14 protein-coding genes and 2 riboswitches are annotated in these 20,293 nt (G+C 68.0%); of the genes, 6 read left to right on the forward strand and 8 right to left on the reverse strand.

The genetic code is table 11. The annotated features are described in order from the left end of the window. Nucleotides 1-3,231: an efflux RND transporter permease subunit gene (locus ASC76_RS16565; protein ID WP_056468692.1), complete on the forward strand. Its 3,231-nt coding sequence runs from the start codon at nucleotides 1-3 to the stop codon at nucleotides 3,229-3,231. Nucleotides 3,232-3,243: 12 nt separating this feature from the next. Here ASC76_RS16565 and ASC76_RS16570 read toward each other — a convergent pair whose 3' ends face one another. Continuing rightward, the gene (locus ASC76_RS16570; protein WP_056468698.1) at nucleotides 3,244-4,461 is read right to left on the reverse strand and encodes a polyhydroxyalkanoate depolymerase; all 1,218 of its coding nucleotides are present in this window, start codon (nucleotides 4,459-4,461) and stop codon (nucleotides 3,244-3,246) included. A 104-nt stretch (nucleotides 4,462-4,565) separates the two neighbouring features. Here ASC76_RS16570 and ASC76_RS16575 point away from each other — a divergent pair, with 104 nt between their 5' ends. After that, nucleotides 4,566-5,306, forward strand: coding sequence for a glutathione S-transferase family protein (locus ASC76_RS16575; RefSeq protein WP_082549228.1), 741 nt, complete (start codon nucleotides 4,566-4,568; stop codon nucleotides 5,304-5,306). A 4-nt stretch (nucleotides 5,307-5,310) separates the two neighbouring features. Here ASC76_RS16575 and ASC76_RS16580 read toward each other — a convergent pair whose 3' ends face one another. The 5 genes from ASC76_RS16580 to gcvT all read right to left on the reverse strand — a co-directional run bounded on the left by ASC76_RS16580 (nucleotide 5,311) and on the right by gcvT (nucleotide 11,689). After that, complete coding sequence (locus tag ASC76_RS16580; RefSeq protein ID WP_056468703.1) at nucleotides 5,311-5,730, reverse strand: cupin domain-containing protein; 420 nt, start codon at nucleotides 5,728-5,730, stop codon at nucleotides 5,311-5,313. A gap of 84 nt (nucleotides 5,731-5,814) precedes the next feature. After that, the gene (locus ASC76_RS16585; protein WP_056468708.1) at nucleotides 5,815-7,206 is read right to left on the reverse strand and encodes an L-serine ammonia-lyase; all 1,392 of its coding nucleotides are present in this window, start codon (nucleotides 7,204-7,206) and stop codon (nucleotides 5,815-5,817) included. 12 nt (nucleotides 7,207-7,218) lie between these two features. Further along, nucleotides 7,219-10,128, reverse strand: a complete 2,910-nt coding sequence (gene gcvP, locus ASC76_RS16590) for an aminomethyl-transferring glycine dehydrogenase (protein ID WP_056468711.1) — start codon at nucleotides 10,126-10,128, stop codon at nucleotides 7,219-7,221. Nucleotides 10,129-10,150: 22 nt separating this feature from the next. Then, nucleotides 10,151-10,525 (reverse strand): glycine cleavage system protein GcvH, encoded by a 375-nt coding sequence (gene gcvH / locus ASC76_RS16595; protein WP_056468714.1) that lies wholly within the window; start codon nucleotides 10,523-10,525, stop codon nucleotides 10,151-10,153. Between the two features lie 48 nt (nucleotides 10,526-10,573). Next, nucleotides 10,574-11,689 (reverse strand): glycine cleavage system aminomethyltransferase GcvT, encoded by a 1,116-nt coding sequence (gene gcvT, locus ASC76_RS16600; RefSeq protein ID WP_056468718.1) that lies wholly within the window; start codon nucleotides 11,687-11,689, stop codon nucleotides 10,574-10,576. A 51-nt stretch (nucleotides 11,690-11,740) separates the two neighbouring features. Beyond that, nucleotides 11,741-11,852: riboswitch (glycine riboswitch) on the reverse strand. A gap of 8 nt (nucleotides 11,853-11,860) precedes the next feature. Further along, nucleotides 11,861-11,963, reverse strand: a riboswitch (glycine riboswitch). A 30-nt stretch (nucleotides 11,964-11,993) separates the two neighbouring features. On the opposite strand from gcvT, the gene rlmD reads away from it, so the two are divergent. Further along, entirely contained in the window at nucleotides 11,994-13,352 is a 1,359-nt protein-coding gene (gene rlmD, locus ASC76_RS16605; protein WP_056468721.1) for a 23S rRNA (uracil(1939)-C(5))-methyltransferase RlmD, read from the forward strand. A 43-nt stretch (nucleotides 13,353-13,395) separates the two neighbouring features. Here the strand turns inward: rlmD and ASC76_RS16610 are convergent, their stop codons facing one another. Beyond that, nucleotides 13,396-14,097: a Bax inhibitor-1/YccA family protein gene (locus ASC76_RS16610; RefSeq protein WP_056468724.1), complete on the reverse strand. Its 702-nt coding sequence runs from the start codon at nucleotides 14,095-14,097 to the stop codon at nucleotides 13,396-13,398. A gap of 166 nt (nucleotides 14,098-14,263) precedes the next feature. On the opposite strand from ASC76_RS16610, the gene ASC76_RS16615 reads away from it, so the two are divergent. Beyond that, nucleotides 14,264-14,671: a heme-binding protein gene (locus tag ASC76_RS16615; RefSeq protein ID WP_056468727.1), complete on the forward strand. Its 408-nt coding sequence runs from the start codon at nucleotides 14,264-14,266 to the stop codon at nucleotides 14,669-14,671. A 6-nt stretch (nucleotides 14,672-14,677) separates the two neighbouring features. Here the strand turns inward: ASC76_RS16615 and ASC76_RS16620 are convergent, their stop codons facing one another. Continuing rightward, nucleotides 14,678-15,589: a DMT family transporter gene (locus ASC76_RS16620; RefSeq protein ID WP_056468730.1), complete on the reverse strand. Its 912-nt coding sequence runs from the start codon at nucleotides 15,587-15,589 to the stop codon at nucleotides 14,678-14,680. A 232-nt stretch (nucleotides 15,590-15,821) separates the two neighbouring features. On the opposite strand from ASC76_RS16620, the gene carA reads away from it, so the two are divergent. After that, the gene (gene carA, locus ASC76_RS16625) at nucleotides 15,822-17,018 is read left to right on the forward strand and encodes a glutamine-hydrolyzing carbamoyl-phosphate synthase small subunit (RefSeq protein ID WP_056470984.1); all 1,197 of its coding nucleotides are present in this window, start codon (nucleotides 15,822-15,824) and stop codon (nucleotides 17,016-17,018) included. Beyond that, on the forward strand, nucleotides 17,011-20,265 hold the full coding sequence (gene carB, locus ASC76_RS16630) for a carbamoyl-phosphate synthase large subunit (RefSeq protein WP_056468733.1): 3,255 nt from the start codon (nucleotides 17,011-17,013) through the stop codon (nucleotides 20,263-20,265). Before carA ends, carB begins: the two co-directional genes overlap by 8 nt. Nucleotides 20,266-20,293: the final 28 nt, after the last annotated feature.

Consider the following 20,293-nt stretch of genomic DNA (forward strand, 5'->3'; position numbering starts at 1 on the left):
ATGTGGTTCACCCGCGTCTCGATCAACAACCCCGTCTTCGCGACGATGGTGATGGCCGCGCTGTGCGTGCTCGGCCTGTTCTCGTACAACCAGTTGCGCGTCGAGCGCATGCCGGACGTGTCGATCCCGGTCGTGTTCGTCAGCGTCGCCTACCCGGGCGCTTCGCCGGAGGCGATCGAGACCGAACTGACCCGGCCGATCGAGCTCGGCCTCAACGGCATCGCCGGCGTCAAGATGATCCGCTCGAACAGCGTCGAAGGGCGCAGCGAGACGGTCGTCGAGTTCCTGCTCGGCGCCGACATGAGCCGCGCGGTGCAGGACGTACGCGACAAGGTCTCGGCGCTGCAGCCCGGCTTCCCGCGCGACGCCAAGGCGCCCTACATCTCGCGCTTCGACGGTGACAACGCGCAGCCGACGGTGCAGCTCGCGCTGATCGCCCCGACGCGCAGCGCGCGCGAGCTGTCGCTGCTGGCCGACCAGACCGTGCGCAAGCGCATCGAGCGCGTGGCGGGCGTGGCGCGCGTGGATGTGGGCGGCATGACGACGCGCCAGGTGCGCGTCGACCTCGATCCGCAGCGCCTGCGCGCCTACCAGCTGACGCCGGCCGACGTGTCCGCGGCGCTGCAGAAGGTCAACGCCGACGTACCGGTCGGGCTGCTCAGCAGCGCGAAGGAAGACGCGCTGGTGCGGGTCGAGGGGCGGGTGCGCGACGCCAAGGCGTTCGGCGATCTCGTGATCGCGAACCGCGGCAACCTCGTCGTGCGGCTGGGCGACCTGGGCGAACTGGTCGAGCGCGAGCGCGAGCCCGATTCGCTGGCGCGGGTCGACGGCGTTCCGGCCATCGCGTTCTACGTCTACAAGCAGCAGGAAGCGAACATCGTCGAGACCGGCGACGGCATCAAGGCCGCGACCGAGGAGATGCGCAAGTCGCTGCCGCCCGGCGTCGAATTGCGGTTGGTCTACGCCGACAGCGACTGGGTCAAGGACTCGCTGAAGGGTGTGAAGCGCACGCTGATCGAGGGCGCGTTGCTGACGATCGCGATCGTGTTCCTGTTCCTGCACAGCTGGCGCAGCACGATCATCACCGGCCTGACCCTGCCGATCGCGGTGATCTCGGCCTTCATCGCGATCTACGCGTTCGGCTTCACGCTGAACTTCATGACGATGATGGCGCTCAGCCTGTGCATCGGCCTGCTGATCGACGACGCGATCGTAGTGCGCGAGAACATCGTGCGCCATGTCCACATGGGCAAGAGCCACTTGGCCGCGGCGCGCGAGGGGACCGAGGAAATCGGCCTGGCGGTGATGGCGACGACCTTCGCGATCTGCGCGGTGTTCGTGCCGGTCGCGTTCATGAAGGGGATCGTCGGCAAGTTCTTCTTCCCGTTCGGCATCACGGTCGTCACGGCGGTGCTGGTCAGCCTGTTCGTCAGCTTCACGCTCGACCCGATGCTGTCCAGCATCTGGCGCGAGCCGCCGACCAACCGGCTGCTGAAGATGCCGGTCATCGGCCACCTGATGCGTGCGACCGACCGTCTGCTCGACATGATGCATGGCATCTACGAGCGGTTGATCCATTGGGTGTTCGGCGGGCGTCGGCACCGGATGTGGTTCCCGCCGATCCCGGCGTGGGGACACCCGTTCGACGCGCAGGGACGCCGGTTGATGGCTGAGCCGCGCCGGCTGCGCTTCGCGACGATCACCTCGCGCGGGTTGGTCGTCTGGGCCGCGATCGGCAGCTTTGTTGCCGCGATCGGGCTGTCCACCGTCGTCGGCACGGAGTTCATCCCCGACACCGACGACAGCTACATCCGCATGAACGTGCGCATGCCGGTGGGCACCAGCCTGACCCGCGGCAGCGAGAAGATGCGCCAGGTCGAGGACGTGGTGCGCGCGATGCCGGAGGTGCGCATGGTCTCCACCAGCGTCGGCGACACGGGCAACGGCTCGCGCAACACCGGCGACCTCACGATCCAGCTGGTCAAGCCGCACGAGCGCAAACGGACGCAGAAACAGGTCGAGGAGGCGATCCGCAAGGGTCTGGCACCGATCCCCGGCGCCGACGTGGCGCTCGGCCAGCGGCCGATCTTCATCTCGCTGCTCGGCCCCGACCCGGCCGTGCTCGACAGCGAGGTGCTGAAGCTGCAGGACAAGATGGCGAAGATCAAGGGCATCACCGACCTCGAAACCTCGGTCAAGCCCGGATTGCCGGCCTACGCGGTGCGCATCCGCGCCGACGCCGCGCGCGAACTGGGCCTGACGCCGACCCAGCTGGCGGCCAGCCTGCGCAGCTTCGTCAATGGCGATGTCGCGACTTACTGGACGGCGCCGGACGGCGAGCAGGTCGAGGTCGAGCTGCGGCTGCCGCAGCCGATGCGCGAGAACGTCGCGCAGCTCGACAACCTGCCGATCGCCTACGCGAAGGACGGCACGCCGATCGCGCTGTCGCGCGTGGCCGACGTGGTGCCGGTCGTCAACCCCGAGGTGATCAAGCGCCAGGACCTGCAGCGCCGCCAGGCGGTGTATGCCGGCGTCACCGGCCGGCCCAGCGGCGACGTGAGCGCCGAGGTGAAGAAGCTGGTCGACTCGACCGTGCTGCCGCCCGGGTACCGCTTCGACATGGGCGGCCAGTCGCGCGACCAGGCCGAGGCCTTCCAGGGCATCGTGCTGGCGCTGGGCGCGGCGGTGCTGTTCATCTACATCGTGCTGGCGTCGCAGTTCGGCAGCTTCCTGCAGCCCTTCGCGATCATGGCGTCGCTGCCGCTGGCGCTGATCGGCGTGATGCTGGCGTTGCTGTTGACCCGCTCGACGCTGAACCTGTTCTCGATGATCGGCCTGGTGATGCTGATGGGGCTGGTGACGAAGAACGCCATCCTGCTGGTCGACTACGCCAACCACGTGCGCAAGACCGGCTTGAGCGTGGCCGAAGCGCTGCTGCAGGCCGGGCTGGTGCGGATGCGGCCGATCATGATGACGACCGCGGCGATGATCTTCGGCATGCTGCCGATGGCGCTCGCACTGGACGACGGTGGCGAGATCCAGGCGCCGATGGGTCGCGCGATCATCGGCGGCGTGATCACCTCGACGCTGCTGACGCTGATCGTCGTGCCGGTGCTCTACAGCTATGTCGACCAGCTGGCCGCGTGGGCGAAGCGGCGTTTCGCGTCGAGCCACGATGCCCCGACCGCGGGAGGATCGATGCCGGCGCACATGCCGGCCTCGAAGGAGTGACCCCGGCGCGGCCTACTGCGAGATGTGGATCACGTCCCGCACCAGGGGGTAGATCGCGTTCTGCCAGCGCTTGCCGCTGAACACGCCGTAGTGGCCGACGTTCGGCTGCACGTAGTGGGTGCGCATGTAGGGCCGCAGGCTGCTCGCGAGATCCTGGGCGGCCAGGGTCTGGCCGATCGCGCAGATGTCGTCGCGCTCGCCCTCGATCGTGACCAGCGCGGTGCGGCGGATCGCGGCCGGGTTCACGGTGCGCCCGCGGAACGTCAGTTCGCCCTTCGGCAGCGCGTACTTCTGGAACACCAGGTCGACCGTCTCGATGTAGAAGTCGGCCGAGAGATCGGCCACCGCCATGTACTCCTCGTAGAAGGTGCGCGTGACCTCGGCCTTGTCGAATTCGTCGTCAACGAGGTGCTTGTAGTACTCCTTGAACGCGTTGACGTGCCGGTCCTTGTTCATGCTCATGAACGCGGACAGCTGCACGAAGCCCGGATACACCCGCCGCCCGCCGCCACCGTGCCGCCACGGCACGGTGCTGATCAGGTTCTTCTCGAACCACGCGATCGGCTTGGTCGTCGCGAGCCTGTTGACCTCGGTGGGGCTGATGCGGCAATCGATCGGGCCGGCCATCAGGGTCAGGCTTGCCGGTGTCGCGGCATGCTGGTCCTCCGACATGATCGAGACCGCCGACAGCGCCGCGACCGTGGGCTGGCAGACGGCGAGCACGTGCGCGTTCGGGCCGAGCGCGGCGATGAAGTCGATGAGGTGCTGGGTGTATTCGTCGAGCCCGAAGCGGCCGGCGGCAAGCGGGACGTCGCGCACGTTGTGCCAGTCGGTGACGTAGACGTCGTGGTCCTGCAGCATCGTGCGCACGGTGTCGCGCAGCAGGGTGGCGAAGTGGCCGCTCATCGGCGCGACGACCAGCACCTTCGGCTGCGATGCCGCGCCGGGCTTGCGAAAACGCAGCAGCGTGGCGAATGGGGTGGTCGCCACCACCTCCTCGACCACCGGCACCGACTCCCCCTTCGACATCACGCTGTCGATGCGCCAGGGCGGCCGCTTGTGGGTGACCTCGGCCAGTTCGAGCACGCGGCACGCCGCGGCCATCTGGCGCGACGTCGACTGCGCGGCGAAGCCGAACGTCGAGTCCTGCAGCATCGGTACCGACAGCTTGGCCAGGGTGCGCAGCGGCCACATCAGATCGGACTGAGCCTGGTAGGCCTGGTACATCATGCGTTCTCCGGGTCGCTTCTGTGAGAGCGTCAATGCAACTCCTGCGCCAGCGTGGCACATCCCTTGCAACCCGCTGACGGCCCACCAGCGCCGGAGAGCCCGCCATGCCCGTAGCGTCCCCCTCGAAGCCGAAGTCCAAGGTGGCGGCCAACAAGCCCGCCGCCAAACCCGCCGCACGGGCCAAGGCGCCGCCGACCGCCTCGTTGACGCTGAGCAGCAAGAACTACTCGTCGTGGTCGCTGCGCGGCTGGCTGATGGCGCGCTTTGCCGGGCTGGAATTCACCGAGGTGATGGTCTCGCCGGACGACGCCGACGCCCGCAAGGAACTGCTGCTGCTCGCGCCGTCGATCCGCGTGCCGTGCCTGACGCACGATGGCGCCAAGGTCTGGAACACGCTGGCGATCGCCCAGTACCTGAACGAGATCAAGCCCGACGCCGGGCTGATGCCGGCCGACCGGATCGCCCGCGCGCACTGCCGCTCGGTCAGCGGCGAGATGAATTCGGGTTTCGCGAACCTGCGCGCGTCGCTGCCGATGAACCTGAAGGGCAGGTTCCCGGGTCACAAGGTGTGGGCCGGCGCGCAGCCGGACATCGACCGCATCGTCGAGATCTGGACCGAGTGCCTGGCCACCTACGGCGGGCCGTACCTGTTCGGCAAGCAGCGCGGCATGGCCGACGCGATGTTCGCGCCCGTCGTCACGCGCTTCCTGACCTACGACGTCAAGCTGACCAAGCCCTGCATCCTGTACTGCCAGACCATCATGGCGATGCCCGAGATGAAGGAGTGGATCGCCGCCGCCAAGCTCGAGCCCGACGACATCGAAGAGTTGGACATGGACTTCTAGCGGGTCACCAGGGCGTGGGCGACGGCACGTCGCAGACGGCCGGCACGTCGATCGACTTGAAGTCGGCCGGGCCGACGATCTCCAGGTACTCCATGTCCGGCGAGTAGTCGAACAGGTAGTGCGCGATGCCCGGGCGTTGATGCACGCAGTCGCCGGCCTCGACCAGGGTCACCTTGTCCTCGTACATGAACTTGGCCCAGCCTTTGGTCATGATCACAATCTGGAAGTCCGCTTCATGGCGGTGCCAGCCCGTGCCCTTTTCAGGTGCCATGTTGGCCTTGACCAGGTGCGCGATGACCTTGCCGTGGGTGGCGTCCGCCACCCCCAGGTCCTTGTAGAGGAAGAAGTCCCGCAGCCCGTCGCTGCGCCACGCGGTGTCGGCCGGCTTGACGTGGGAGAAGGTCGTGCTCGTCTTGTCCAACATGGGGCGGCTCCTGCAGCGGGTTGAAATGTGCAGGTGCAGCATGCATAAGGTGTTCCAGCGGCGATGCACCGCCACGGGCGCCGATCAACATTCGACGATGTTCACCGCCAGGCCGCCGCGCGCGGTTTCCTTGTACTTCGTCATCATGTCCGCGCCGGTCTCGCGCATCGTCTTGATGACCTGGTCGAGGCTGACGTGGTGGGTGCCGTCGCCGCGCAGCGCCATGCGCGCGGCGTTGATCGCCTTGACCGAGGCGATGGCGTTGCGCTCGATGCAGGGGATCTGCACCAGCCCGCCGACCGGATCGCAGGTGAGGCCCAGATGGTGCTCCATGCCGATTTCGGCTGCGTTCTCGACCTGCTCCGGCGTGCCGCCGAGCACCGCGCACAGCGCGCCAGCGGCCATCGAGCACGCGACGCCGACCTCGCCCTGGCAGCCGACCTCGGCGCCGGAGATCGACGCGTTCTCCTTGTAGAGCATGCCGATCGCCGCCGCGGTCAGCAGGAAGTCGATCACGCCGCGGTCGCTGGCGCCGGGGGTGAAGCGCGCGTAGTAGTGCAGCACGGCCGGCACGATGCCGGCGGCGCCGTTGGTCGGCGCGGTGACGACGCGACCGCCGGCGGCGTTCTCCTCGTTGACGGCCAACGCGTACAGGTTGACCCAGTCGAGCACCTGCAAGGGATCGCGCAGCGCCGCCTCCGGGTTGGCGCACAGCTGGCGGTGCAGGTCGGCGGCGCGCCGCTTGACCTTGAAGCCGCCGGGCAGCACGCCATCGGTCTGGCAGCCGCGCGCCACGCAGGCCTGCATCACGGCCCAGATCTTCAGCAGGCCGGCGTCGATCTCGGCATCGGTGCGCCAGTGACGTTCATTGCGCCGCATCAGCTCGGCGATGCTGCAGCGGTGCTGCTTCGCCAGCACGAGCAGATCGGCGCCGCTGTGGAACGGATGGGCGAGCACGGTGGTGTCGGGCGCGATCGTCTTCTGCCGGCTGCCGTCCTGCGCGATCTCGTCGCTGACGACGAAGCCGCCACCGACCGAGTAGTAGACGCGCGTCAGCAGTTCGCCGCCATCGGCGTCAGAGGCGGTGAAGCGCATGCCGTTGGCATGGAACGGCAGCGTCTCGCGCCGGTAGAACACCAGATCGGTCTTCTCGTTGAACGCCACCTCGTGCGTCCCGAACAGCGCAATGCGCTTCGAATCGCGCACCTGCTTGAGCGCAGCGCCGATGCGCTCGACATCGACGGTGTCCGGCTCGTGTCCGAGCAACCCGAGCAGCACCGCCTTGTCCGTGCCGTGACCCTTGCCGGTCGCGCCGAGCGAGCCGTACATCTGTGCGCAGATGCGCCGTGTGGCGTCGAGATGCCCGTCGTGCTGCAGCCGCGCGACGAACAGCCGGGCCGCGCGCATCGGCCCGACCGTGTGCGAGCTGCTGGGGCCGATGCCGATCTTGAACAGGTCGAAGACCGAGACGGCCATGGCGCTGCGTCTTCAGTCTTCGTAGGCGGACAGCGGCGGGCAGGCGCAGAACAGATTGCGGTCGCCGTAGACGTTGTCGACCCGGCCCACCGGCGACCAGTACTTGCTGCGGCGCAGGCTTGCGAGCGGGTAGGCCGCCTCTTCGCGCGAGTACGCGTGCGGCCAATCGGCCTTGAGCAGCGCGCCGGCGGTGTGCGGCGCCGCCTTCAGCGGGTTGTCGTCGCGCGGCCAGGCGCCCGACTCGACCTTCGCGATCTCGCCGCGGATCGCGATCATGGCGTCGCAGAAGCGGTCCAGCTCCTCGAGCGATTCGCTCTCGGTCGGTTCGACCATCAGCGTGCCGGCGACCGGGAAGCTCAGCGTCGGCGCGTGGAAGCCGTAGTCGATCAGGCGCTTGGCGACGTCTTCGGCGCTGACGCCGTTGGCACCGCCCGTGGCGTCTTTCAACGGGCGCAGGTCGAGGATGCACTCGTGCGCGACGCCGCCGCCCTTGATGCCGTCGATGTTGCCGCTGAAGTGGATGTCGTAGTGATCGGCCAGCCGCGCGGCGATGTAGTTGGCCGACAGGATCGCCGTCTCGGTCGCGGCGGTCAGCCCCTCGCTGCCCATCATCCGCATGTACATCCAGCTGATCGGCAGCACCGCGGCGTTGCCGAGCGGGGCGGCCGAGACCGCACCGACCTGTGCATCGGTGCCGATGCCCGCGGCGCGATGCGCCGGCAGGTAGGGCACCAGATCGGCCACCACGCAGGTCGGCCCCACGCCGGGCCCGCCGCCGCCGTGCGGGATGCAGAAGGTCTTGTGCAGGTTCAGGTGGCTGACGTCGCCGCCGAACTCGCCGGGCGCAGCCACGCCGACCAGCGCGTTCATGTTCGCACCGTCCACGTACACCCGGCCGCCGTGCCGGTGCACCAGCGCGCAGATTTCCTTCACGTGCGTGTCGAACACGCCGTAGGTGGACGGGTAGGTGATCATGATGCAGGCCAGCTTCGCGCTGTGCTGCTCGCACTTCGCGCGCAGGTCGGCCAGGTCGATGTTGCCGTCGGCATCGCACTTCGTGACGACCACCTGCAGGCCCGCCATCTGTGCGCTGGCCGGGTTGGTGCCGTGCGCCGATTCGGGAATGAGGCAGATCGTGCGGTGGGCCTCGTTGCGCGCCGCGTGGAACGCGCGGATGACCAGCAGCCCCGCGTACTCGCCCTGCGAGCCCGCGTTCGGTTGCAGGCTGACGCCGCTGTAGCCGGTGGCCTGGCACAGCCAGTCCTCGAGCTGCACGCGCAGCTGTTCGTAGCCGGCCAGCTGGTCCTGCGGCGCGAACGGGTGGATGTTGGCGAACTCGGGCCAGGTGATCGGGATCATCTCGCTGGTCGCGTTCAGCTTCATCGTGCAGGAGCCGAGCGGGATCATCGAGCGGTCGAGCGCGAGGTCCTTGTCGGACAGGCTGCGGATGTAGCGCAGCATCTCGGTCTCGCTGTGGTGGCGGTTGAACACCGGGTGGGTCATGAAGGCGCTGGCGCGTTGCAGCGCCGGCGGGATCAGCGAAGCGACGCCTTTCTCGAACGGCTCGAACTCGGGCAGCCGGTGGCCGACCGCGAAGAGCGACCACAGCGCGGTGATGTCGTCGCGCGTGGTGGTCTCGTTGAGGGTGATGCCGATGCTGCAGGCCGAGCTCCGGCGCAGGTTGAAGCCGGCATCGCGCGCGGCCTGCAGCAGCGCGTCGGTGTGATCGCCGGTGTTGACGGCGAGCGTGTCGAAGGCGGACTCGCTGAGCAGCGTGCGGCCCATGTCCTTGAGCCCTGCGGCCAGGATCGCGGTGTAGCTCGCGACCCGGCGGGCGATGCGTTTCAGTCCGTCGGGCCCGTGGTAGACCGCGTACATGCTCGCGACCACCGCTGGCAGCACTTGGGCGGTGCAGATGTTCGACGTCGCCTTCTCGCGGCGGATGTGCTGCTCGCGGGTCTGCAGCGCGAGGCGGTAGGCCGGTGCGCCGTGTGCGTCGATGCTGACGCCGACCAGGCGACCGGGCATCGAGCGCTTGAACTCGTCGCGCGTGGCGAGGTAGGCTGCGTGGGGTCCGCCGTTGCCCATCGGCATGCCGAAGCGCTGGGTGTTGCCGACGACGATGTCGGCGCCTATCTCACCGGGCGCAGCAAGCAGCGTCAGCGCCAGCAGATCGGCGGCGACGATCGCAAGGCCCCCGCGGGCGTGCACGGCGTCGATGATCGGCTTCAGCTCGCGCACGACGCCGTCCACGCCCGGATATTGCAGCAGCACGGCAAACGCCTGCGCGTGCGCCGCGTCCTCGGCGGCGCCGACGACCACCTCGACTCCGATCGGCGTGGCGCGCGTGCGGATGACCTCGAGCGTCTGCGGCAGCACGTCGTCGGCGACGAACAGGGTCGTCGACTTCGACTTGCCGACGCGCATCGCCAGCGTCATCGCCTCGGCCGCGGCCGTGGCCTCGTCGAGCATCGACGAGCCGGCGATTGCCATGCCGGTCAGGTCGCAGACCAGGGTCTGGAAGTTGACGAGCGCTTCCATGCGCCCCTGCGAGATCTCGGCCTGGTACGGCGTGTAGGCCGTGTACCAGGCGGGGTTCTCGAGGATGTTGCGCAAGATGACGCCCGGCGTGTGGGTGCCATGGTAGCCCTGGCCGATGAAGCTCTTCAGCAGCCGGTTCTGGCCCGCGATCGCCTTCAGCTCGGCCAGCGCCTGCGCCTCGGTCAGGGGCTCGGGCAGCGCCATCGGCGCGCCGCGCACGATGCCGCGCGGCACGATCGCCTCGATCAGCGCGCGCCGCGACGCGGCGCCGATCACCGAGAGCATGTGGCGTTCGTCGTCGGCCTCGATGCCGATGTGGCGGGCGACGAATTCCGACGCGTTCTCGAGCTCGCGCAGGGGCTTGGTGGCAGACATCAACATCGCGGGGCCTTCTTGGGTCGGTTCAGCTGTTCTTGACGAGCAGGTCGTAGGCGGGGGCGTCGAGCAACTGCTCGAACTCGGCCATGTCGGCCACGTGGACCTTGAAGAACCAGCCGTTGCCCAGCGGGTCGGTGTTGGCGAGCGACGGGTCGGCGCGCAGGGCCTCGTTGACCTCGACCACGTCGCCGCTGACCGGCATGTACAGGTCCGCCGCGGCCTTGACCGACTCGACGACACCGGCGACATCGCCCTTCTTGAACGTGCTGCCGACGGCCGGCAGATCGACGAACACCACGTCACCCAGCGCGTCCTGTGCGTGGTGGGTGATGCCGACGGTGGCGGCTTCGTGATCCTCGATGTTGATCCACTCGTGGTCGTTGGTGTACATCGTCGTCATGGGGTGCTCCTGTGGGTCGTGACGGTGGGAATTGGGCAGGGGGCTGGGTCAGCCGCGGAAGTAGCGGTGCGGCGTGAACGGCATCGCACTCACGCGCATCGGCTGGCGCTTGCCGCGGACCTCGGCGTAGACCTCGTGATGCGGCAGTGCGTGGTTGGCGGCGAGGTAGGCCATCGCGATCGGCTCGTTGACTGTCGGCGCCAGCGTGCCGCTGGTGACGTGGCCGAGCTTGCGGCCGTGCGCGTCGACGATCAGGGCGCCTTCGCGCACCGGTACGCGCTCCAGGCCGACCAGGCCGACGCGCTTGGTGCTGGCGCCGGCCGCGAGTTGCGCGTCGATCGCCGTCGCGCCCGGGTAGCCGCCGTGGCGCGCACCGCCCGCGCGCCGAATTTTCTGGATCGCCCAGGTCAGGCCGGCCTCGACCGGCGTGGTGGTCTCGTTGATGTCGTGGCCGTACAGGCACAGGCCGGCTTCGAGGCGCAGGGTGTCGCGGGCGCCGAGGCCCGCCGGCTTCACCTCGGGCAGGTCGAGGAGCGCGCGGGCGAGTGCCTCGGCCTGGTCGCCCGGAACCGAGATCTCGAAGCCGTCCTCGCCGGTGTAGCCCGAGCGGGTGACGAAGCAGTCGGCGCCTGCCAGCGCGGCGTGGCGGCCGGTCATGAAGGTGAGGGCCGCGACTTCGGCGTTCAGCCGCGTCAGCGCCTGGACCGCCTTCGGTCCCTGCAGCGCCAGCAGCGCCCGGTCGGGCAGCGGCTGCACGGTGCAACGGTGGCCGATGTTCGTCACCAGGTGCGCGATGTCGGCGGCCTTGCAGGCCGCGTTGACGACGAGGAACAGGTCACCGTCGCGGCGGGTGATCATCAGGTCGTCGAGGAGGCCACCGGCGCTGTTGGTGAAGAACGCGTAGCGCTGCTTGCCGATGCCGAGATCGATCACGTCCATCGGCACCAGCGATTCGAGCGCACGGGCCGCGTCGTCGCCGATCAGGCGCAGCTGCCCCATGTGCGAGACGTCGAACAGCGCGGCCGACTCGCGGCAGTGGCGGTGCTCGGCCAGGATACCGGCGGGGTACGAGACCGGCATGTCGTAGCCGGCGAAAGGCACCATCTTGGCGCCGAGTTCGAGGTGCAGCGCGTGCAGCGGGGTCGTGGAAAGCGCGTTGGACATGACAGTCTCCGAGGGCAAGTCTTTTGGACCGACGCGACATGATCGCACCGGCTTGCCCTGGCTGTCCGCTTTACCTGAGAGATTGGCGACACGCCCTTGCGGATGCGCCGCTTGCCCCTTCGGTGGGCCCGCTCGGGGCGGGCCTCTCTCCAGCGAGGAACGCTTCGACTGAAGCGCTTGTCAGTCCTTTTGCCTGAGCGTTCGAGCGCGATGTTTCCAACTTCGCTCTGCGCCTTCGGCGGCAACCGGGGTTGCTCTCTCCTGACGGCAGCCAGTGTAGCAGCGGCCCGGATAATGCCGGCCGATGAGAACCCCGAAGATTCAACAGACCGACGAGTGGCTGACCGTCGAATCGCTCGACCTGGACGCCCAGGGCGTGGCCCACAACCTCGAAGGCAAGGTCGTGTTCATCGAGGACGCGCTGCCCGGCGAGCAGGTGCAGGTCAACGTCAACCGCCGCAAGAACAACTGGGAGCAGGCGACGATGACCGCGCTGCGCCACGAGAGTTCGCAGCGCGTGCGGCCGCGCTGCCCGCACTTCGGCACCTGCGGCGGCTGCAAGATGCAGCATTTCCACATCGGCGCGCAGGTCGCGACCAAGCAGCGCGCGCTGGAAGACGCGCTGTGGCACCTCGGCAAGGTCAAGGCCGAGCGGATGCTGCGGCCGATCGAAGGGCCGGCGTGGGGCTACCGTTACCGGGCGCGGCTGTCGGTGCGGTATGTCGCCAAGAAGGACAAGGTGCTGGTCGGCTTCCACGAGCGCAAGTCCAGCTTCGTGGCCGACATGGAAAGCTGCGCGGTGCTGCCGCCGCACGTCAGTGCGCTGCTGATGCCGTTGCGCGCGCTGGTCGCCGGCATGGACCAGCGTGATCGCCTGCCGCAGATCGAACTGGCAGTCGGGGATGACGTGACCGCCCTGGTGCTGCGCCACCTCGAGCCGCTGACCGAGGGCGATCTCGCCCGCCTGCGTGCCTTCGGCACCGAACACGCCGTCCAGTGGTGGCTGCAGCCCAAAGGGCCGGACACGGTGCGGCGTCTCGACGACGGCGGGCCCGAGCTGGCCTACGCGTTGCCCGAGTTCGGCATCACGATGCCGTTCAAGCCGACCGACTTCACCCAGGTCAATCCGCACATCAACCGCGTACTGGTGACGCGCGCACTGCGCCTGCTCGATGCGCACGCCGACGAGCGGGTGATCGACTGGTTCTGCGGCCTGGGCAACTTCACGCTGCCGATCGCACGCGGTGCCCGCGAGGTGCTCGGCATCGAAGGCAGCGAGACGCTGGTGCAGCGCTCGCGCGAGAACGCCCTCGTCAATGGTCTGGCCGGGACCACCAGCTTCGCGGCCCGCAACCTGTTCGAGCTGACACCGGCCGACCTGGCGGCGTACGGCACGGCGGACAAGTGGCTGGTCGACCCGCCGCGCGAAGGCGCTTTCGCGCTCGCGAAAGCGCTGGCCGACCTGCATGCCGACGCCGCGCTCGCCCCCGGCTACACGCCCCCGCGCCGGATCGTCTACGTCAGCTGCAATCCGGCGACGCTGGCGCGCGACGCCGGCTTGCTGGTGCACCAGGCCGGCTACCGCTGCGCGCTGGCGGGGGCGGTGAACATGTTCCCGCACACCGCCCACGTCGAGAGCATGGCGGTATTCGAGCGCGCATGAGAAACGGGGCCCGCAGGCCCCGTTCGATTCGATTCGAACCGCGTCAGTCGCGGTTGCCGCCGAAGATGCCGAGGATCGACAGCAGCGACTGGAAGATGTTGTACAGGTCGAGGTAGACCGACAACGTGGCGCTGATGTAGTTGGTTTCCTCGCCGTCGCGCACGCGCTTCAGGTCATAGATGATGAAGGCACTGAAGATGCCGATCGCGACAACCGACAGCGTGACCATCAGCGCGCTCGACTGCAGGAAGATGTTCGCGATGCCCGCCACCAGCAGCATGATCACGCCGATGAACAGGAACTTGCCCATCGAGGACAGGTCCCGCTTGATCACGCTCGACAGCGTGGCCATGCCGAGGAAGATCACCGCGGTCCCCGAGAAGGCCGTCATGATCAACCCGGCGCCATTGCTCATGCCGAGCACCAGGCCGATCAGGCGCGAGAGCATCAGCCCCATGAAGAACGTGAAGCCGAGCAGCACCGGCACGCCGGCGCCCGAGTTCTTGGTCTTCTCGATCGCGAAGATGAATCCGAACGCGCCGACCAGGAACACGATGGCGCTCATGCCCGGGCCCATGGCGCGGGTGAAGCCGGTCGTCACGCCGATCCAGGCGCCGAGCACCGTGGGGATCATCGACAGCGCCAGCAACCAGTAGGTGTTGCGCAACACGCGGTTGCGCTGCTCCTCGGACGTCACCGGGCCGGTGTAGCCGGTGAAGCCAGTGGTTTGCAGGGGTTGATTCATGAAGCCTCCTTGTGGGTAACCCGGGCTGTGACCCGTTCGATCGATTCTAGTTCCGCAGTTACAGCGTGGCGCATGCCCTTAGGGTCCGTGGCAAATTGGCCCGCACCGCCGCGGCGCGATGCGCCGGCTACAGTTGCGCCCGGTTCCACCATCTTTCAAGCCCACCATGAACAGCAAGCCGATCCTTTCCCTCGACGATCTCAAGCGCATCGCAGCCGCCGCGGAAGCCGAGGCCCAAGCCAACAAATGGGCGGTGACGATCGCGATCGTCGACGACGGGGGCCACCTGCTGTGGCTGCAGCGCCTGGACGGCGCAGCGCCGGTGTCGGCCCACATCGCCCCGGCCAAGGCCCGCACCGCGGCGATGGGCCGGCGCGAGACCAAGGTCTACGAAGACATGATCAACCAGGGCCGCACCTCGTTCCTGAGCGTGCCGGCGGTCGAGGGCCTGCTGGAGGGCGGCGTGCCGATCATGGCGGACGGCCACTGCATCGGGGCGATCGGCGTCAGCGGCGTCAAGTCGACCGAGGATGCGCAGGTCTGCAAAGCCGGCATCGCTGCGCTCGGGCTCTGAGCGCTGCTATTTGCGCAACAGCAGCAGGCAGCCGCCGATGATCAGCGTCGCTGAGACGGCTGTCGTCGTCGTCGGCAACTCGCCGAACAGCAGATAGCCCAGCAGTGCGGCCCAGACAAAGCTGGTGTATTCCATCGGCGCCAGGCGGCTCGCCTCGAGCTTCGTGAACGCCCAGGTGATGCACAGCAGACCGAGCGTGCCCAGGCCGCCGGCCAGCAGGATGAGCGCGATGTCGCCAGCGGGCACTGGTTTCCAGGTCACGGCGGCGGGCAGGGCGAGCAGCAGCAGCGGCAGCAGGCTCTGGACCAGCAGGATCGTCCAGATCGAGTCGCGGTTGGCCATGCGCCGCGCCAGCAGCAGCACGCCCGCGAACGACAGCGCCGCGGCGGCGGCGCTCGCCATCCCGATCAGGCGCGCGCCCGAGACGGCGCCGAGTCCGGCCGCCAGTTCCGGCCAGACCGAGACGCTGACGCCGGCGAGCCCGGCGGTCAGGGCCAGCCAGATCGCGCTCGACGGCCGCTCCTTCAGCACCGGGACCGACAGCACCGCGACAAAAATTGGCGCCAGGTACGAGATGGTCACCGCCAGCGCGAGCGGCAACTGCGTCAGCGCGTGGAAGTAGCCGACCAGCGAGAACAGCAGGCAGACGCTGCGCAGCGCGTGCAGGCGCCAGGTGGGGCGCGACGGCAGCGGCGTGCGTCGCCACAGCCATAGCGGTACCGCGAACGCGCAGCCGCCGGCGAAGCGGAAGAAGCTCAGTTGGAGGGTGTCGTAGCGGGCCGCGAGCAGCTTGATCACGCTGTCCATGCTGACGAAACTCGCGGCGGCGAAGGCCACGACCAACAGCGGCAGCACGTGGCTCGGCGAGACGGTGAGGCCGGTCGGATCCGCAGCGGCGAGAGGTTCGGTTCGATCCACCCGGCGAGTCTACGGGGCGGGCGCGACGGACCCGGACGATCGAGGCGCGTGGTCTATAATTCGAAGGTTTACCCTTAACCCACCCGCCCAGCGAAAACCGGTTCCCAGAGGTGTTCCTCAGGAATTGCACCGGCACTCGCCAACGAAAACTCCTGCGGTTTTCTCGACTGTTCCACGCTTGACGAGCCCGGCTCGGAAGGCAGAGCTGGGCGCGCACAGAACGGAGAATCCGGTGCCCGCGCAACTGCTGTTCCCCCAAGCCCAGGCCGTCCTGGCACTCGCAGACGGCACGGTGTTCCGCGGCATCTCGATCGGCGCCACCGGCCACACGGTCGGCGAAGTGGTGTTCAACACCGCGATGAGCGGCTACCAGGAAATCCTGACCGACCCGAGCTACTGCCGCCAGATCGTCACGCTGACCTACCCGCACATCGGCAACTACGGCATCAGCGCGGAGGATGTCGAGGCCAAGAAGGTCTTCGCAGCGGGCTTGATCATCAAGGACCTGCCGCTGCGGGCGTCGAACTTCCGCAGCGACATGACGCTGGCGCAGTACCTCCAGCGCGAAGGCACCGTGGCGATCGCGAACATCGACACCCGCCGCCTCACGCGCGTGCTGCGCACCCGCGGCGCGCAGAACGGGTGCATCTTCGCGCTGCCGCTCGGCGAGGCGATCACCCCGGCCCATGTCGACGACGCGATCGCGAGGGCGAAGGCAGCGCCCAGCATGAGCGGGCTCGATCTGGCCAAGGTGGTCAGCGAAACCGCGGCCTACGAATGGACCGAGACCGAGTGGCGGCTGGGCGCCGGCTACGGCGCGCTGAAGTCGCCGCAATTCCACGTCGTCGCCTACGACTACGGCGTCAAGCGCAACATCCTGCGCATGCTGGCGAGCCGCGGCTGCCGCGTCACCGTGGTGCCGGCGCAAACGCCCGCCGCCGCCGTGCTCGCGATGAAGCCGGACGGCATCTTCCTGAGCAACGGCCCCGGCGACCCGGAGCCCTGCGACTACGCGATCGCGGCGACCCGCGAGCTGATCGAGACCGGCATCCCGACCTTCGGCATCTGCCTGGGCCACCAGATCATGGCGCTGGCCTCGGGTGCGAAGACCTTCAAGATGAAGTTCGGCCACCACGGCGCGAACCACCCGGTGAAGGACCTGGACGATGGCCGCGTCAGCATCACCAGCCAGAACCACGGCTTCGCGGTCGACGAGAGCACGCTGCCCGCCACCCTGCGGCCGACGCACGTCTCGCTGTTCGACGGCACGTTGCAGGGCCTGATGCGCACCGACAAGCCGGCGTTCTGCTTCCAGGGACACCCGGAAGCCTCGCCCGGCCCGCACGACATTTCCTACCTGTTCGACCGCTTCACGGCGCTGATGACCCAGGCGAAGGCCGACAAGCAAGCGGAGAAGAAGAATGCCTAAGCGCACCGACCTGAAAACCATCCTCATCATCGGCGCCGGTCCGATCATCATCGGCCAGGCCTGCGAGTTCGACTACTCCGGCGCGCAGGCGTGCAAGGCGCTGCGCGAAGAGGGCTACAAAGTCGTCCTCGTCAACAGCAACCCGGCGACGATCATGACCGACCCGGAGATGGCCGACGTCACCTACATCGAGCCGATCACCTGGCAGGTCGTCGAGAAGATCATCGCCAAGGAGCGCCCGGACGCGGTGCTGCCGACCATGGGCGGCCAGACCGCGCTGAACTGCGCGCTCGACCTGCACAAGCACGGCGTGCTGGCGAAGTACGGCGTCGAGATGATCGGCGCCAACGAGCATGCGATCGAGAAGGCCGAGGACCGGCTTAAGTTCAAGGACGCGATGACCGGCATCGGCCTGGGCTCGGCGCGCTCCGGCATCGCGCACTCGATGGACGACGCGCTCGCGGTGCAGAAGCGCATCGCGATCGAGACCGGCGGCAACGGGTTCCCGATGGTGATCCGCCCGAGCTTCACGCTCGGCGGATCGGGCGGCGGCATCGCCTACAACCCGCAGGAGTTCGAGGAGATCTGCAAGCGCGGCCTCGACCTCTCGCCGACCAAGGAGCTCCTGATCGAGGAATCGCTGATCGGCTGGAAAGAGTACGAGATGGAAGTCGTCCGCGACAAGGCGGACAACTGCATCATCGTCTGCTCGATCGAGAACCTCGACCCGATGGGCATCCACACCGGCGACTCGATCACGGTGGCGCCGGCGCAGACGCTCTCCGACAAGGAATACCAGCTGCTGCGCAACGCCTCGATCGCGATCCTGCGCGAGATCGGCGTCGACACCGGTGGCTCGAACGTGCAGTTCTCGATCAACCCGAAGGACGGCCGGATGGTCGTGATCGAGATGAACCCGCGCGTCTCGCGCTCCTCGGCCCTGGCCTCGAAGGCGACCGGCTTTCCGATCGCCAAGGTCGCGGCCAAGCTGGCGGTCGGCTACACGCTCGACGAGCTGCGCAACGACATCACCGGTGGCGCGACACCCGCGTCGTTCGAGCCGTCGATCGACTATGTGGTCACGAAGATTCCGCGCTTCGCGTTCGAGAAGTTCCCGGCTGCTGACTCCAAGCTGACCACGCAGATGAAGTCGGTCGGCGAGGTGATGGCGATGGGCCGCACCTTCCAGGAAAGCTTCCAGAAGGCGCTGCGCGGCCTGGAGACCGGCATCGACGGCCTGAGCGAACGCAGCACCGACCGCGAGGAGATCGTCCAGGAGATCGGCGAGGCCGGCCCCGAGCGCATCCTGTACGTCGGCGACGCCTTCCGGATCGGCATGAGTCTGCAGGAAGTGTTCGAGGAGACGGCGATCGACCCGTGGTTCCTCGCGCAGATCGAGCAACTCGTGCAGCACGAGCAGGCGCTCGCCGGACGCACGCTGGCCGACCTGTCGACCGACGAATTGCGTTTCCTGAAGCAGAAGGGCTTCTCCGACCGCCGCCTCGCCAAGCTGCTCGGCACCCACCAGCATGAAGTGCGCAAGACCCGCCACGCGCTGAACGTGCGGCCGGTCTACAAGCGCGTCGACACCTGCGCCGCCGAGTTCGCGACGCAGACGGCCTACATGTACTCGACCTACGACGAGGAATGCGAGGCTGCGCCGACCGACCGCAAGAAGATCATGGTGCTCGGTGGCGGCCCGAACCGTATTGGCCAGGGCATCGAGTTCGACTATTGCTGCGTGCACGCCGCCCTCGCGATGCGCGAGGACGGCTACGAGACCATCATGGTCAACTGCAACCCCGAGACCGTGTCGACCGACTACGATACCTCGGACCGCCTGTACTTCGAGCCGGTCACGCTGGAAGACGTGCTGGAGATCGTCGACAAGGAAAAGCCGGTCGGCGTGATCGTGCAGTACGGCGGCCAGACGCCGCTGAAGCTCGCGCTCGACCTGGAGCGTGCCGGCGTACCCATCGTCGGCACCACGCCCGACAGCATCGACATCGCCGAGGACCGCGAGCGCTTCCAGGCGCTGCTGCACGAGATCGGCCTGAAGCAGCCGCCCAACCGCACCGCGCGCACCGAGGAGGCCGCGCTCGCGCTGGCTCAGGAGATCGGCTACCCGCTGGTCGTGCGGCCGAGCTACGTGCTCGGCGGTCGCGCGATGGAGATCGTGCATGGCGACAAGGATCTGGAGCGCTACATGCGCGAGGCGGTGCGCGTCAGCGAGAAATCGCCGGTGCTGCTGGACCGCTTCCTCGACGATGCGATCGAGGTCGATGTCGACTGCATCAGCGACGGCACCGAGGTGATGATCGGCGGGATCATGGAGCACGTCGAGCAGGCCGGCATCCACTCCGGCGACTCGGCCTGTTCGCTGCCGCCGTACTCGCTGCCGAAGGCGCTGCAGGACGAGATGCGCCGCCAGACCATCGCGATGGCGAAGGCGTTGCGCGTCGTCGGCCTGATGAACGTGCAGTTCGCGATCCAGGGCGAGGGCGACGACGCCGTCGTCTACGTGCTCGAAGTGAACCCGCGCGCCTCGCGCACCGTGCCGTTCGTGTCCAAGGCGACCGGCCAGCCGCTGGCGAAGATCGCGGCGCGCTGCATGGTCGGGCAGAGCCTGGCGAGCCAGCAGGACAAGGACGGCAAGGCGCCGCGCGAGGTGATCCCGCCGTACTTCTCGGTCAAGGAAGCGGTGTTCCCGTTCAACAAGTTCCCCGGCGTCGACCCGATCCTCGGGCCCGAGATGCGCTCGACCGGCGAGGTCATGGGGGCCGGGCGCACGTTCGGCGAAGCGATGCTGAAGAGCCAGCTCGGCGCGGGGTCGAAACTGCCGACCAGGGGCACCGTCTGCATCACCGTGAAGAACAGCGACAAGGCGCGCGCGGTCGTCGTCGCACGCGACTTGCACGCACTGGGTTTCGCGATCGTCGCGACCAAGGGCACGGCCGCGGCGATTGCCGCGGAAGGGGTACCGGTCAAGGCGGTCAACAAGGTCAAGGACGGCCGCCCGCACATCGTCGACATGGTCAAGGCCGGCGAGATCCAGCTGGTCTTCACGACCGTGGACGAGACCCGCACCGCGATCGCCGATTCGCGCCACATCCGCCAGGCGGCGCTGGCCAACCGCATCACCTACTACACCAGCATGGCCGGCTGCGAGGCCGCGGTGGAAGGCATGAAGCACGAAGACGACCTGGTCGTGTTGTCTCTCCAAGAGCTGCACCGCGAACTGCACTAAACTGGCGTTTATCCATTCCGCCGCCGGT

The organism is Rhizobacter sp. Root404, assembly GCF_001425865.1.
Taxonomy (GTDB): domain Bacteria; phylum Pseudomonadota; class Gammaproteobacteria; order Burkholderiales; family Burkholderiaceae_C; genus LMDS01.

Coding starts and splice junctions, on each gene's coding strand:
- ASC76_RS16565 (WP_056468692.1), top strand. CDS start 1: ATGTGGTTCACCCGCGTCTCGATCAACAACCCCGTCTTCGCGACGATG.
- ASC76_RS16570 (WP_056468698.1), bottom strand. CDS start 4,461: ATGATGTACCAGGCCTACCAGGCTCAGTCCGATCTGATGTGGCCGCTG.
- ASC76_RS16575 (WP_082549228.1), top strand. CDS start 4,566: ATGCCCGTAGCGTCCCCCTCGAAGCCGAAGTCCAAGGTGGCGGCCAAC.
- ASC76_RS16580 (WP_056468703.1), bottom strand. CDS start 5,730: ATGTTGGACAAGACGAGCACGACCTTCTCCCACGTCAAGCCGGCCGAC.
- ASC76_RS16585 (WP_056468708.1), bottom strand. CDS start 7,206: ATGGCCGTCTCGGTCTTCGACCTGTTCAAGATCGGCATCGGCCCCAGC.
- gcvP (WP_056468711.1), bottom strand. CDS start 10,128: ATGTTGATGTCTGCCACCAAGCCCCTGCGCGAGCTCGAGAACGCGTCG.
- gcvH (WP_056468714.1), bottom strand. CDS start 10,525: ATGACGACGATGTACACCAACGACCACGAGTGGATCAACATCGAGGAT.
- gcvT (WP_056468718.1), bottom strand. CDS start 11,689: ATGTCCAACGCGCTTTCCACGACCCCGCTGCACGCGCTGCACCTCGAA.
- rlmD (WP_056468721.1), top strand. CDS start 11,994: ATGAGAACCCCGAAGATTCAACAGACCGACGAGTGGCTGACCGTCGAA.
- ASC76_RS16610 (WP_056468724.1), bottom strand. CDS start 14,097: ATGAATCAACCCCTGCAAACCACTGGCTTCACCGGCTACACCGGCCCG.
- ASC76_RS16615 (WP_056468727.1), top strand. CDS start 14,264: ATGAACAGCAAGCCGATCCTTTCCCTCGACGATCTCAAGCGCATCGCA.
- carB (WP_056468733.1), top strand. CDS start 17,011: ATGCCTAAGCGCACCGACCTGAAAACCATCCTCATCATCGGCGCCGGT.